This window comes from Aeromonas sp. 604176, assembly GCF_049170755.1.
GTDB classification, from domain to species: domain Bacteria; phylum Pseudomonadota; class Gammaproteobacteria; order Enterobacterales; family Aeromonadaceae; genus Aeromonas; species Aeromonas veronii_A.
Window position 1 is genome coordinate 1 of record NZ_JAAKNE010000111.1, and the last position, 14,561, is coordinate 14,561.

The window sequence follows — 14,561 nt, forward strand, 5'->3', positions numbered from 1 at the left end:
ATTCCGGAAGAGGGCAAGATCTACTCCATCAACGAGGGCAACTACATCAAGTTCCCGGACGGGGTGAAGAAGTACCTCAAATATTGCCAGGAGCGCGACGAAGCGACCCACAGACCCTACACCTCCCGCTATATCGGCTCCCTGGTCTCTGATTTCCATCGCAACCTGCTCAAGGGCGGTATCTACATCTATCCGTCCGGCACTAATTCCCCGAACGGCAAGCTGCGCCTGCTCTATGAGTGCAACCCGATGGCGTTTCTGGTGGAGCAGGCTGGTGGCAAGGCCTCCGACGGCTTTGGCCGCATCATGGATATCCAGCCCACCGCGCTGCACCAGCGTACCCCTTACTTTGTTGGCTCGACCAAGATGGTGGAGCGCGCCGAGGCCTTTATGCGCGAGTTCTCCGCCCATGAGGATCCTGCCAACCAGGGCTGATAGTACGCAGTAGTCAGATAGCAAATAAAAAACGGGAGCCGATATGGCTCCCGTTTTAGTTGGCGTTATCTCTCTGGCTCGCCGCCAGCACTGCAAATGCTTACAGGCTGTTGTTGGCCAGATCAGCCAGCAAGCCATCCACCAGTTTCAGGCGCATGGCGCGCTCCTGGGTTGGCATCTGGAAACGCAGCCGGGTCGGCCCGTCCATCTTGTAGACTCGTGGCTGGCTGGAGAGCAGCTTGACCAGATAGGCCGGATTGACCTTGGTCTCCTGGGTGAAGTCGAGATAGCCGCCGCGCTCGCTCATCTCCACCCGGCGAATGCCAAGGGCGGTGGCACGCTGACGGAAGGCAGCCAGCTCCAGCAGGGTTTTGGTTGCCTCCGGCAAGAGGCCGAAGCGGTCGATCAGCTCCACTTTCAGCTCGCGCAGCTCCTGCTCATCCGCCGCACTGGCGATCCGCTTGTACATGGAGAGGCGCATATTGACGTCCGGGATGTAGTCATCCGGCAGCAGCGCAGGCAGGCGCAGCTCTACCTCGGTGTGCTGGCTCATCAGCTGCTCGAGCGGCGGCTCCTTGCCATTTTTCAGCGCCTCGACCGCCTGCTCCAGCATCTCCATATAGAGGGTGAAGCCGACCGATTCAATCTGGCCGCTCTGATCGTCGCCGAGCAGTTCGCCCGCGCCACGGATCTCCAGATCGTGGGTCGCCAGCGCAAAACCGGCGCCGAGATCTTCAAGCGAGGCGATCGCCTCCAGCCGCTTGGCCGCATCCTTGGTCATCAGCTTGGGATGGGGGGTGAGCAGGTAGGCATAGGCCTGATGATGAGAGCGGCCAACCCGGCCACGCAGCTGGTGCAGCTGGGCCAGACCGAGATGATCCGCCCGATCCATGATGATGGTGTTGGCGCTCGGTACGTCGATACCGGTCTCGATAATGGTGGTGCAGACCAGCAGGTTGAAGCGCTGGTGGTAGAAGTCGGACATGATCCGCTCAAGGTCGCGCTCGCGCATCTGGCCGTGGGCGATGCCGATGCGGGCCTCGGGTACCAGCTCCGTCAGGTCGGCGGCGCACTTCTCGATGCTCTCCACGTCGTTGTGCAGGTAGTAGACCTGGCCGCCACGCTTGAGTTCCCGCAGTACCGCCTCGCGCACCACCGCCGGTTCGTGCTGGCGCACGAAGGTTTTTATGGCGAGTCGCTTGGCGGGTGGAGTCGCGATGATGGAGAGATCCCGCATGCCGGACATCGCCATATTGAGGGTGCGCGGAATAGGGGTGGCGGTGAGGGTGAGGATATCCACATCGGCCCGCAGCGCCTTGATCTTCTCCTTCTGGCGCACCCCGAATCTGTGCTCCTCATCGACGATGAGCAGTCCCAGATCCTTGAAAGTGAGCTCGGAGCCGAGCAGCTTGTGGGTGCCGATGATGATATCCACCTTGCCTTCGGCCAATTCCTTCATCACAGCGCTCTGCTCTTTGGCGGAGCGGAAGCGGCTCAGCACCTCGACCCGCACCGGCCAGTTGGCGAAGCGGTCGCGGAAGTTGTCGTAGTGCTGTTGCGCCAGTAGGGTGGTAGGCACCAGCACGGCAACCTGCTTGCCGCCATGGACGGCCACAAACGCCGCCCGCATCGCCACTTCGGTCTTGCCGAAACCCACGTCGCCGCACACCAGTCGGTCCATGCTCTTGGCTTGACACATGTCCCCCAGCACCGCATTGATGGCGTTGAGCTGATCGTCGGTCTCCTCGAACGGGAAGCTGGCGGCAAATTGGCGATAGGCCTCTTTGTCGTGCTTGAAGGCAAACCCGGCGCGAGCGGCGCGATGAGCGTAGACATCCAGCAACTCGGCTGCCACGTCGCGCACCTTCTCCGCCGCCTTGCGCCGCGCCTTGCTCCAGGCTTCGCCGCCGAGCTTGTGGCTGGGCGGGTTATCAGAGCCGGTGTAGCGGCTGATAAGGTGCAAACTGGTGACCGGCACGAACAGCTTGTCGCCGCCGGCATATTCAAGGGTCAAAAACTCGGTGGGCAGACCACCTGCGTCGATGGTTTCGAGCCCCAGATAGCGGCCGACCCCGTGATCCAGATGGACCACCGGCTGACCCTGGGTCAGCTCGCCCAGGTTTCTGATCACCGCATCGGAGCTTAAGTTTTTGCTCTTCTCCCGCGCCCGCTTGCTGCGCACCTTGCCGCCCAGCAGCTCGGTTTCGGTGATCAGGGCCAGTGGATCCTGACCGACCTCCTGCCACAGGAAGCCACGCTCAAGCGGTGCCACCAGCAGGCCGTGGCGATCCGGGCTCGCCATAAAGGCGTCGAGGGAGGGGAACTCCTTGGGTTGCAGGGAGATACGCGCCAGCAGATCGCCGAGCACCTCCCGCCGTCCTTCGGATTCCACCGCAAACAGGGTGCGCCCGGCAAAACCTTGCAGGAACTGGTTGAGCGCCAGCAGGGGTTGCTCCTTGCTGTGATCGAGTTGCAGATCCGGCAGCGCCTCGATGGGCAGATCGTGCTGACCGGCATCGCCCGCGGTGGCGCCCTCTTGCAGCCGCACCGCGCCATATTGGCCGAGGGCGGCAAAGAGCTGCTCCACCGGCAGATAGAGCTGGGCCGGGGGTAGCAGGGGGCGAGTGTTGTCCCAGCGTCTGTCTTCATAGCGCTGGCCGATATCGTTCCAGAAGCGCTGGGCGGCGGGGTAGATATCCCCCACGGTGAGCAGCAGGGTCTCTTCCGGCAGGTAGTCAAACAGGCTGGCGGTCTGGTTGAAGAAGAGAGGCAGATAGTATTCGATGCCGGCGGGCCAGCGCCCCTTGCTCACCTCCTGATAGACGGAGCCCTCTGCCCGCGACAGCTCGAACTGCTCGCGGAACTGGCCACGAAACAGCTCGATGGCCGCCTCGTCGGTGGGGTATTCCCGGGCGGGCAGCAGGCTGACCGTCTTGACCGGTTCGCTGGAGCGCTGGGTTTCGGGATCGAATGGGCGGATGGAGTCCACTTCATCGTCGAAGAAGTCGATGCGATAGGGGCTGCTACTGCCCATGGGGAAGAGATCGAGCAGGGAGCCGCGGGCGGCAAATTCGCCATGTTCCAGCACCTGATCCACCGCCACGTAACCCGCCTCGGCCAGGCGTCCGCGCAGCTGTTGCAGATTGAGGCGCTGGCCGGCCTTCACCATCAGGCTGTATTTGTCGAGATAGACCCGGGGGGCGCAGCGCAACATCAGGGTGGAGATGGGGACAATCAACACCCCCTTGCTCATCTGCGGCAGCTTGTAGAGAGTCTCGAGCCGCTGGGAGATGATGTCCTGATGGGGGGAGAAGGTGTCGTAGGGCAGGGTCTCCCAATCGGGGAACAGCAATACCGGCACGGACTGATCGGCTAGCTGCTTGTCTGTCAGCAAATACTGCAGCTCCTGCTCCAGGCGCAGGGCGCTCGGGGTATCGGCGGTGATAAGCAGTACCGGCCCCTTGGCTTCATTGGTGAGACGGGCTGCAATTAGCGAGAGGCTGCTGCCGACCAGTTGGCCGAGCGTGATCTTTTGGCCCGCTTTGGCGGGCAAGGCGGGGAGTGTCATTGGCATGGTTCGATTCTTTTAACGTTGACGTTATCTATCGCTGACGTTCGCTCTGGTTAGCGCTGACGCTCTTGGGCGCGCAGCTTGAGCTGCTTCGATTGCACGTGGAGGCTGGCACGAACCAGCAGTTCACGGTCATCTTCGCGGATCCGCACATAGTCGAGCTGCACATGGGTGCCATGTTCACCGCCGTCAAGCTGTTTGACCTGGCCATAGCAGTAGATGGCGGCCGCCTCTTCCCGCAGGAAGATCTTGAGGCGGACGATCTGGTGCAGGTGCGGCGCATCCCCGTGACCATGATAGGGGTGCAGGTAGGTGAGCTGGCCAGCCCCGAAGCGCAGGGTGTGAAAGCGCTGCTCCGGATGGTCCTGCAGAGAGAGCACATAGCCCATGATCATGTCGATCTTGCGGGACTGCTGATTGACGATCTCGATCAGATCGTGCATCGACTCGTTCTGGTTGCGCAGCAGGCGAGTGGTCACCAGATCGATGGAGGTAATGGCCGAAGAGATCCGAAAGGGCTCCGGCAGCTCAGCGTCCAGCTCCTCCAGCGAGGGGAGATGGAAGTCGGCCGGCATGGGGATCACATTGACCGGCGTGGCATGAGTGACGCTGAAGAACTGTTCCTGCATGGAGGCTATCCCTTGTTGTCATGGACGGTTTCCCTTTATTATCCGGTATCTTATTTTGTTGGCAACGTACATATCCTTGAAGACCGGACTTTTTCAGCCCCTTTCGCTGGCCATCGGCCTGCGTTATGCAGGCTCGAAGCGCAGCAATCGCTTCGTCTCATTTATCTCCCTGTTCTCTACCTTTGGCATCGCCATCGGGGTCGCCGCCCTGATGGTGGTCATTTCGGTGATGAACGGTTTCGAAGGGCAGCTCAAAGGGCGCATCCTCGGGGTGATCCCCCATGTGGTGGTGACCAATCAGGCTGGCCGCATTGATGCCGACCCGCAAGGCTTGCCGGATCTGGCCAAATTACCCCATGTGGTCGCCTCGGCCCCCATGCTCGACAGCGAAGGGATGCTGCAAAGCCCTGGCCAACTGACCGGGGTGAGCGTGCAGGGGATCGACCCTGCTAAGTGGCCCAAGGATGACATCCTCCATAGCCAGATGCTGGGGGGGCGCCTCGATACCCTGCAGCCCGGCCACTACCGCATCGTGCTGGGGCAGGGGGTGGCACGCCGTCTCAATGTCTCCATCGGCGATCAGGTTCGCCTGATCCTGACCGAGGGGACCCGCTTCACTCCGTTTGGCCGGGTACCGGCCCAGCGCCTCTTTACTGTCTCCGGCATCTTCGGGGTCGGTGCCGATGTGGATAACCAGATTGCGCTGATCGCGCTGGGGGATGCCCAGCGGCTGCTGCGTCTGCCGACAGAAACCGTAGGTGGCATTCGCCTCTGGCTCGATGATCCCTTTGCGGCTGACGAAGTGATCAAGACGCCGCTGCCGGATGGCTTGCTATGGCAGGATTGGCGCCGCGAGCGGGGCGAGCTGTTCCAGGCGGTCGCCATGGAAAAACGGATGATGGGGCTGATGCTGGTGCTGATCATCGCCGTCGCTACTTTCAACATCCTCTCCGCGCTGGTGATGGTGGTGACGGACAAGGAGGGCGAAGTGGCCATCCTGCGCACCATGGGCATGAGTGAATCGGGGATCGTCAAAATCTTCATGGTGCTCGGCGCCTCCAGCGGGGTGATTGGCGCCCTGTTTGGCGGACTGGCGGGCCTGGCGCTCTCCTTGGGTCTCAACCCCCTGCTCAATGCGGTGGGGCTCAACCTCTATATGGCGGCGGGCGGCAGTGGCTTGCCGGTGATTGTCGAGCCGGCTCAGGTCATCACCATCTTGCTGGGCGCCGTGCTGCTGAGCTTCAGTGCCACCCTTTACCCGGCGGCACGCGCCGCACGGGTGAAACCGGCCGAGGCGCTGCGTTATGAGTAATGCCGTGAATAATGCATCTTCTGTTGTGACTGGTGCCCCCGTAGTTGCGGGTGCCAGCGTTGTTACCGAGGCAAGTGGAGCCCCTGTTATGAATGAAGCCGTATCCCGTGAACCTCTGCTGCGCTGCCAGGCGCTCAATCATGTCTATAAAGAGGGGGAGCTGGAGACTCAGGTGCTCAAGGGGATCGATCTCTGCGTTGCGCCCGGTGAAATGCTGGCGGTAGTGGGGAGCTCGGGCTCCGGCAAGACCACTCTGCTGCATCTGATGGGGGCGCTGGACAACCCCTCCAGCGGCGCCGTGCTGTTCAAAGGGGAGGATATCCACCATTGGGACAGCCGTACCCAAGCCCGTTTTCGCAACCGCGAGCTGGGCTTTGTCTACCAGTTCCATCACCTGCTCTCCGAGTTCAGTGCGCTGGAAAATGCGGCCATGCCGCTGCTGATCGCCGGTGAGTCGGTGGCGGTTGCCACCGAAAAGGCGACCAAAATGTTGGGTAGGGTAGGGCTCTCCCATCGCTTGAACCACCGTCCCTCCGAGCTTTCTGGTGGCGAACGTCAGCGGGTGGCGATCGCCCGGGCGCTGGTCAACGAACCGAGCTTGGTGCTGGCGGATGAGCCTACCGGCAATCTGGATCACGCCAGTGCCACCGCGGTGTACGAACTGCTGTGTGAACTGAATCGTGAACTGGGCACTGCGTTTGTGGTGGTGACTCACGACTTGAGCCTCGCGGCCAAGCTCCATCGCCGGGTGACCCTGGTGAGCGGCGTGATGGCGGAGGTTGCCTGATGTTCAAACCGCTGCCCCTCTTTCTGGGCCTGCGTTATAGCCGCTCCCGCCGTCGCAACGGGTTTATCGCCTTTATCTCTGCCTCTTCCCTGATCGGTATCGCCCTCGGGGTGATGGCGTTGATCCTGGGCCTCTCCGCCATGAACGGTTTCGAGCGGGAGCTCAAAGACAGGGTGCTCTCCGTGGTGCCGCAAGGTGAGCTGGACGCCGTCGAGCGGCCGTTGCCGGATTGGCCGCGTCTGCGTGACTACCTGCTGGCCCAGCCGGGCGTTGAGGCGGCTGCCCCGGTCATTCGCCTCAATGGCCTGCTGGAGCATGGCTCTGCCCTCAAGGGGGTACAACTGCGCGCTGTGTTACCCGATCTGGAAGCCAATCTGTCGGATGCAGGCAAATACATGACGGGCCGTGGTCTGCGTGAGCTGCAACCGGGTGAACGTGGGGTGATCTTGGGCAAGACTATTGCCGACAAGCTGGGGGTCAAGGTGGGGGACTCGGTCGCCCTGCTGCTGCCGCAAGGGGGCGATCAGGCGGGGATCAAGAATCCTCGGCGCGAAGCCCTGACCGTGGTGGGGCTGCTGGAGATCGGCGGTCAGCTCGACGGCCTACTCGGCTTTATGCATCTGGCCGATGCGCAAGCGATCACCGGCATGGGCAGCGATGTAGAGGGCTTCAGCCTGCGGGTGAACGATGTGCTTAATGCACAAAATATTACGATCGCCGCCGCGCAGCAGTTCCCCCATCACGTCTATATCCGCAGCTGGATGAACAGCCAGGGTTATCTCTATCAGGACATCCAGATGGTGCGTACCGTCATGTATGTGGTGATGCTGATGGTGGTGGCCGTCGCCTGCTTCAACATCGTCTCCACCTTGGTGATGGCGGTGAACGAGAAGCGCAGCGAGATCGCCATCCTGAAGACCATGGGGGCGAGCCCCGGTCAGATCCGGCTTACCTTCGTTATTCAGGGGATGGTCAACGGCGTGGCCGGTGCCCTGCTCGGTGCCCTGCTGGGCGGGCTGCTTTCGAGCAAGCTGACCCAGATCTTGAGCGTTGTCGAAAAGCTCATCGGCCACCGCTTCCTCAATCCGGATATCTACTTTATCGACTTCTTGCCGACCGAGTTGCATATGCAGGATCTGCTTATCGTGACGGGCGCCGCCATCCTGATGAGTCTGGTGGCGACCCTCTATCCCGCCTGGCGGGCGAGCGGTCTGGTACCTTCCCGCGAGCTGGGTCACTGATGCGCCGCATCTAATGCGCCATAAATAACGAAGGGCCCGCCGGTGCAAACCGGCGGGCCCTTCTGTTTTCAGGTCATGTAGACTGGCTTAGTGAGCGTTAAGCTCATCGAGTGGCAGGGAGAAGCTGGCTACGAAGGTGTCGATAAAGTAGCGCATCTCATCGCTCATCCGCGCTTCCAGCATGGCTTCGAGGCGTTTGCGAGCTGGTTCAAACTCCCGATTGCCGGCGTTGATCTCCTCCAGACACTTGGTATAGGCGCAGAGGGTATCGGCATCCTTGACCAGCCTGGCCAGCTCGCCATCTTGGGCTGCCGAATCGAGCAGCGGGCGAAAATCCTCTACCAGTTCCGGCGGCAGCATGCCAAGCAGCCGCTGTTCGGCGGCCAGTTCTATCTTCTTGTACTCGCGGGCGATCTCGGGATTGAAGTATTTGACCGGGGTGGGCAGATCGCCGGTCAGCACCTCACTGCTGTCGTGATAGAGGGCCATCACGGCGGCGCGGTCGGCATTCACGCTGCCGCCAAACAGCCGGTTTTTGATGATGCCGAGGGCATGGGCCACCATGGCCACCTGCAGGCTGTGCTCGGCAATGTTTTCCGGCTGGATGTTGCGCATCAGGGGCCAGCGATAGATGAGTTTCATGCGGGCGAGATTGGCGAAAAAGTGACTGGGTAACATGATGGCCTCAACAAAAGAGAATAGAAAAGGGCAGACCCTAGTCTGCCCTTTTTTTCGTTGCTGGGCAGCGTCTGCCCGCGCATTTCCCGCAGTTAGCGGATATAGCGGCCCGATTCAGCCTCCTGATTGGTCACAATCATCTGGCCAATGGGCGCCAGGCTGATCAGCGCCAGCTTGAGGTGCTGGATACCGAACGGAATACCGATAATGGTCACGAAGCAGGCCAGTGCGGAAGCGATGTGGCCTATGGCCAGCCAGACACCGATCAGCACGAACCAGAGGATGTTGCCAATCAGCCCCAGAGTGCCGGTGCCGATATCGCTCTGGCCGGTCATGGTTTTGCGGTTGACAGCCTGCTTGCCAAACGGGAAGAAGGTAAAGGTGCCGATCACGAAGCAGGCTCGTCCCCAGGGAATGCCGATCAGCGAGATAAAGCAGACAAGACCGGCCAGCCACCAGGCCAGGCCCATAAAGACACCTCCCAGTACAAACCAGAGCAGATTGAACAAGAAGCGGAAAAAGGCCATGTGAGTGACTCCAGATCATCAATTTGGTTGCCACCATAACGAGGGAGGGGTAGGGACGCAATGGTTGATTGGTCCAATCGCCATTTGGCTGGTCAAATTGAGTCGCCGCCCGCAACGGTGGGCTGTTTTTCGGCGAAAGATGGGCAATAAAGCGGCGTTCGGATGAAAAAAGGTGAGCAAACGCAAAATTATTGCCATCGGATAGTTGAAGTCAGGCACCTCTCTCCCCATATAAAGGGCAGTTTTGCACGAATTGTGCTTGCACGCCGCTCAATGTGGGGGATGTGTGGCTCGACTCGACCAAAGTGCGCCGCTATAATGCCGCGTCATATTTTCTCATCACAAAGACATATCGTTGTCTTTATAAACAGGAAGACTCCGGGCTTTGCCCAGGGGCAATAAAGGGTCAGCACACAGTGCTGAGTTGAACGAGGTAGAAGAATGCAAGTTTCTGTAGAGACAACCCAGGGTCTGGAACGCCGTCTTACCATCACTGTACCGGCCGCTACCGTAGACGCCGCTGTGCGTAAAGAATTGAATGGCCTGGCCAAAACTCGTCGCATCGACGGTTTCCGTCCTGGCAAGGCTCCGGTTGCCATCATCAAGAAGATGTTCGGCGCCATGGCTCACGCCCGCGTTGCTGATGAAATGATGCAGAGCAACTTCATCAAAGCCATCATCGAAAACAAACTGAGCCCGGCCGGTGCCCCGACCATGGATTCGAAAGAGATCAAAGAAGGTCAGGATTTCGAATTCACCGCCACTTTCGAAGTGTATCCGGAGTTCGAAGTTGCAGGTCTCGAGACCATCAAGGTCGAGAAGCCGGTTGCGACCGTGAAGGATGAAGATCTGGCCAACATGATCGACACCCTGCGCAAGCAGCACGCTACCTGGGCTGATGCCGATGTTGCCGCTGCCAATGGCATGCGTGTGACCATGGACTTCGTCGGTTCCATCGACGGTGAAGAGTTCGACGGCGGCAAAGCTGAAGGCTTCAACCTGGTGCTGGGCGCTGGCCGTATGATCCCGGGCTTCGAAGACGCCATCCTGGGCAAGAAAGCGGGCGATGAGTTCACCATCGAAGTGACCTTCCCGGCTGACTACCACGCTGAAAACCTGAAAGGCAAAGAAGCCAAGTTCGCTTCCAAGCTGATCAAGGTTGAAGAGCAGATCCTGCCTGAGCTGACCGAAGAGTTCGTGAAGCGTTTCGGTATCGAAAGCGGTTCTGTTGAAGAGCTGAAAGCCGAAGTGCGCAAGAACATGGAGCGCGAACTGGCTCAAGCCCTGAAAAACAGCGTGAAAGAGCAGGTTCTGAACGGTCTGGTTGAAGCCAACCAAATCGACCTGCCGAAAGCAGCTGTTGCTCAAGAGATCGACGCACTGCGTCAGCAGGCTCTGCAGCGCTTCGGTGGCTTCCAGGGCGGCAACGCTCCCGAGCTGCCGGCTGAACTGTTCCAGGCTCAAGCCGAGCGTCGTGTACGCGTAGGCCTGCTGCTGGGTGACGTGATCCGCACCAACGAGATCAAGGCTGACGATGCCCGTGTAAACAGCATCATCGAGTCCATGGCGACTGCCTACGAAGATCCGAAAGAAGTGATCGAGTACTACCAGAAGAACGAACAGATGCTGAACGGCGTTCGTAACCTGGCAGTAGAAGATCAAGCCATCGACCTGATCCTGTCCAAAGCGCAAGTGACCGAAAAAGAGGTTGCCTTTGACGAAGTGATCAACAAGTCTGGCGCCGCTGCCTAAGAACATTTGACTTAAGGTCAAGACTGTTAAGTATAATGGCTCGTGTGATCTCCACTCGGGCCATTTTATTTTAGGGACAATGCCTTATGTACAAGAACTATAACGATATGACCGATTCTCCCAGCAATGCGCTGGTCCCCATCGTGGTCGAACAGACTGCCAAGGGTGAACGTTCCTACGATATTTACTCCCGTCTGCTGAAAGAGCGGGTGATCTTCCTGACTGGTCAGGTTGAAGATCACATGGCCAATCTGGTGGTTGCCCAGTTGCTGTTCCTCGAGTCCGAGAATCCGGACAAGGACATCTATATCTACATCAACTCGCCGGGTGGTTCGGTGACTGCAGGCATGTCCATCTATGACACCATGCAGTTCATCAAGCCGGATGTCAGCACCGTCTGCATGGGGCAGGCCTGCTCCATGGGTGCCTTCCTGCTGGCTGGCGGTGCCAAGGGCAAGCGTTTCTGCCTGCCTAACGCCCGCGTGATGATCCACCAGCCGCTGGGTGGCTTCCAGGGTCAGGCATCTGATATCCAGATCCACGCCCAGGAGATCCTGAAGATTAAAAATACCCTGAACGAGCGCCTGGCGTTCCACACCGGTCAGGACATGGCTACCATCGAGCGTGACACCGATCGTGACAACTTCATGTCCGCCGAGCAGGCCGTGGCCTATGGCCTGGTTGACGGTGTCCTGAGCCAGCGTAGCTGAGCAGGGTGTCCCGGTCTGTTGTAAACTCAACAGGCCGATCCATCCTCTATTGATAAAACGAGGTTGCTGAATGACAGAGAAACGCAAGGGTGAGGGTGATAAGCTGCTCTACTGCTCTTTTTGCGGCAAAAGCCAGCATGAAGTGCGTAAGCTGATCGCTGGCCCTTCCGTCTACATATGTGATGAGTGCGTCGAGCTGTGCAACGACATCATCCGCGAAGAGATCCGCGAGATCTCTCCCAAGCGCGATGGTAACGAGCTGCCGACCCCTCATCAGATCCGCGCTCATCTCGATGACTATGTGATCGGGCAGGAGTATGCCAAGAAGGTGTTGGCCGTTGCCGTCTACAACCACTACAAGCGTCTGCGCAACAGCGGCGAAAACAGTGGTGTGGAGCTCGGCAAATCCAACATTCTGCTGATTGGCCCGACCGGTAGCGGCAAGACCCTGCTGGCCGAGACTCTGGCTCGTCTGCTGGATGTGCCGTTCACCATGGCCGACGCCACCACCCTGACCGAAGCCGGTTATGTGGGCGAGGACGTGGAGAACATCATCCAGAAGCTGCTGCAAAAGTGCGACTACGACGTAGAGAAGGCCCAGCGTGGCATCGTCTATATCGACGAGATCGACAAGATCTCCCGCAAGTCGGACAACCCCTCCATCACCCGCGATGTCTCCGGGGAAGGGGTACAGCAGGCACTGCTCAAGCTGATCGAAGGGACCATCGCTTCCGTGCCGCCGCAAGGTGGTCGCAAGCATCCGCAGCAGGAGTTCTTGCAGGTTGATACCTCCAAGATCCTCTTCATCTGTGGCGGTGCCTTTGCCGGTCTGGACAAGGTGATCGAGCAGCGTTCCGTGAAGGGAACCGGTATCGGTTTTGGCGCCGAGGTGAAATCCAAGGATGCCAAGGCCACCCTGAGCGAGACCTTCGCCAAGGTAGAGCCGGAAGATCTGATCAAGTATGGTCTCATCCCCGAGTTCATCGGCCGTCTGCCGGTGGTCGCGACCCTGACCGAGCTGGACGAATCCGCGCTTATCCAGATCCTGAAAGAGCCGAAAAACGCGCTGACCAAACAGTACGCGGCGTTGTTCGATCTGGAAGGGGTTGAGCTGGAGTTCCGTGACGATGCGCTCAACGCCATTGCCCGCAAGGCGATGGAGCGTAAAACCGGTGCTCGTGGTCTGCGTTCCATCGTGGAAGCCGTGCTGCTGGATACCATGTATGACCTGCCTTCTCTGGAAGGGGTCAGCAAGGTGGTGATCGACGAGACCGTGATCAAAGGGGACTCCGCGCCCTTGATGATTTACGAAAATCCCGAAACCCAGGCTGCTGCATCAGAGTAAATGTCTGATTTTTAATCAAATGGAAGGGGCTTTTTGCCCCTTTCATGCTTTTTACGGTTTCGGCGATTGAATCTCATCTCAGCGCCCCCATATACTCAGCCAAGCGCTTTGCCAACGGTATAACAAGCCGAGAGGACATATATGAACCTAGAGCGTTCAGAACGCATCGAGATTCCCGTCCTGCCTCTTCGTGACGTGGTGGTTTATCCCCACATGGTCATTCCACTCTTTGTGGGGCGGGAAAAATCCATTCGCTGTCTGGAAGCGGCCATGGAGCAGGACAAGAAAGTTCTGCTGGTGGCCCAGAAGGATGCGTCAACCGATGAGCCGACTGTGGAGGAGATCTTCACCGTCGGGACAGTGGCCAATATTCTGCAGATGCTCAAGCTGCCGGACGGCACCGTCAAGGTGCTGGTAGAGGGGGGACAGCGTGCCCGCCTGGAGCGGATGATCGACGACAAGGATTTCTTTGTCTGCGAGGCCCAGTACATCCCCTCCCAAGCCATTGAGGAGAAGGATCAGGAAGTGCTGGTTCGCTCCGCCATCGGCCAGTTTGAAGGCTATATCAAGCTCAACAAGAAGATCCCGCCCGAGGTACTGACCTCGATCTCGGCGATCGACGATGCTGCGCGTCTGGCTGACACCATGGCGGCCCACATGCCGCTCAAGCTGGAAGACAAGCAGAAGGTGCTGGAGATCGTCTCAGTCTCCGAGCGCATCGAATTCCTGATGGCTATGATGGAGTCGGAAATTGACCTGCTGCAGGTCGAGAAGCGCATCCGTACTCGCGTCAAGAAGCAGATGGAAAAGAGCCAGCGCGAGTATTACCTCAACGAGCAGATGAAGGCCATCCAGAAAGAGCTGGGTGAGCTGGAAGATAGCCCGGATGAGTTTGAAGCTCTCAATCGCAAGATTGAAGAGGCTGGCATGCCGGAAGATGCCCGTGAAAAGGCCCAGGCCGAGCTTGCCAAGCTGAAGATGATGTCTCCCATGTCCGCCGAGGCTACCGTGGTTCGCAGCTATGTGGACTGGATGGTGCAGGTGCCGTGGAAGGCGCGCTCCAAGGTCAAGAAAGACCTGGGCAAGGCGCAAGAGGTGCTGGATGCCGATCACTATGGCCTCGAGAAGGTCAAGGATCGCATCCTCGAATATCTGGCGGTGCAGGCGCGGGTGAACAAGCTCAAGGGCCCCATCCTTTGTCTGGTTGGCCCTCCCGGTGTGGGCAAGACCTCGCTGGGCCAATCCATCGCCAAGGCGACCGGCCGCAAATATGTGCGGATGGCCTTGGGTGGGGTGCGTGACGAAGCGGAGATCCGCGGTCACCGCCGTACCTATATTGGTTCCATGCCCGGCAAGCTTATCCAGAAGATGGCGAAAGTCGGCGTGAAGAACCCGCTGTTCCTGCTCGACGAGATCGACAAGATGAGCTCGGACATGCGTGGCGATCCCGCATCCGCCTTGCTGGAAGTGCTGGATCCGGAGCAGAATAACAGCTTTAACGATCACTATCTGGAAGTGGATTATGACCTGTCGGACGTGATGTTCGTGGCCACCTCCAACTCCATGAACATCCC

11 protein-coding genes and 1 pseudogene are annotated in these 14,561 nt (G+C 59.2%); 8 read left to right on the top strand and 4 right to left on the bottom strand.

Annotation, left to right across the window (positions count from 1 at the left end):
* Positions 1–435, top strand: a pseudogene (locus G5358_RS16900) (fructose-bisphosphatase class I); the annotation flags it as partial.
* 100 nt (positions 436–535) lie between these two features.
* Here G5358_RS16900 and mfd read toward each other — a convergent pair.
* Both mfd and G5358_RS16910 read right to left on the bottom strand, forming a co-directional pair.
* Positions 536–4,003 carry a transcription-repair coupling factor gene (gene mfd, locus G5358_RS16905; protein WP_421324554.1) on the bottom strand — a complete coding sequence of 1,156 codons (3,468 nt, stop codon included), beginning with the start codon at positions 4,001–4,003 and terminating at the stop codon, positions 536–538.
* Between the two features lie 56 nt (positions 4,004–4,059).
* A complete protein-coding gene (locus G5358_RS16910; RefSeq protein ID WP_064336238.1) occupies positions 4,060–4,635 on the bottom strand; it encodes a hypothetical protein in 576 nt (191 codons plus the stop codon).
* Between the two features lie 76 nt (positions 4,636–4,711).
* On the opposite strand from G5358_RS16910, the gene G5358_RS16915 reads away from it, so the two are divergent.
* From G5358_RS16915 to lolE, 3 genes are all read left to right on the top strand, one after another.
* Entirely contained in the window at positions 4,712–5,947 is a 1,236-nt protein-coding gene (locus G5358_RS16915) for a lipoprotein-releasing ABC transporter permease subunit (RefSeq protein ID WP_216953788.1), read from the top strand.
* Between the two features lie 88 nt (positions 5,948–6,035).
* Positions 6,036–6,734: a lipoprotein-releasing ABC transporter ATP-binding protein LolD gene (gene lolD / locus G5358_RS16920; protein WP_005336988.1), complete on the top strand. Its 699-nt coding sequence runs from the start codon at positions 6,036–6,038 to the stop codon at positions 6,732–6,734.
* Positions 6,734–7,975: a lipoprotein-releasing ABC transporter permease subunit LolE gene (lolE, locus tag G5358_RS16925; RefSeq protein ID WP_216953785.1), complete on the top strand. Its 1,242-nt coding sequence runs from the start codon at positions 6,734–6,736 to the stop codon at positions 7,973–7,975. Before lolD ends, lolE begins: the two co-directional genes overlap by 1 nt.
* A gap of 87 nt (positions 7,976–8,062) precedes the next feature.
* On the opposite strand, the gene yfbR is transcribed toward lolE, so the two are convergent.
* Positions 8,063–8,653 carry a 5'-deoxynucleotidase gene (gene yfbR, locus G5358_RS16930; RefSeq protein ID WP_042052862.1) on the bottom strand — a complete coding sequence of 197 codons (591 nt, stop codon included), beginning with the start codon at positions 8,651–8,653 and terminating at the stop codon, positions 8,063–8,065.
* A gap of 92 nt (positions 8,654–8,745) precedes the next feature.
* On the bottom strand, positions 8,746–9,180 hold the full coding sequence (locus G5358_RS16935) for a YccF domain-containing protein (protein WP_216953783.1): 435 nt from the start codon (positions 9,178–9,180) through the stop codon (positions 8,746–8,748).
* A gap of 441 nt (positions 9,181–9,621) precedes the next feature.
* Between G5358_RS16935 and tig the strand changes: the two genes are divergently transcribed.
* The 4 genes from tig to lon all read left to right on the top strand — a co-directional run.
* The gene (gene tig / locus G5358_RS16940) at positions 9,622–10,932 is read left to right on the top strand and encodes a trigger factor (RefSeq protein WP_421324550.1); all 1,311 of its coding nucleotides are present in this window, start codon (positions 9,622–9,624) and stop codon (positions 10,930–10,932) included.
* Between the two features lie 86 nt (positions 10,933–11,018).
* Positions 11,019–11,642, top strand: a complete 624-nt coding sequence (gene clpP, locus G5358_RS16945) for an ATP-dependent Clp endopeptidase proteolytic subunit ClpP (RefSeq protein ID WP_005336979.1) — start codon at positions 11,019–11,021, stop codon at positions 11,640–11,642.
* 70 nt (positions 11,643–11,712) lie between these two features.
* Positions 11,713–12,987: an ATP-dependent protease ATP-binding subunit ClpX gene (gene clpX, locus G5358_RS16950; protein ID WP_005336977.1), complete on the top strand. Its 1,275-nt coding sequence runs from the start codon at positions 11,713–11,715 to the stop codon at positions 12,985–12,987.
* 141 nt (positions 12,988–13,128) lie between these two features.
* A partial coding sequence (lon, locus tag G5358_RS16955; RefSeq protein WP_421324552.1) for an endopeptidase La occupies positions 13,129–14,561 on the top strand: 1,433 nt, incomplete at its 3' end.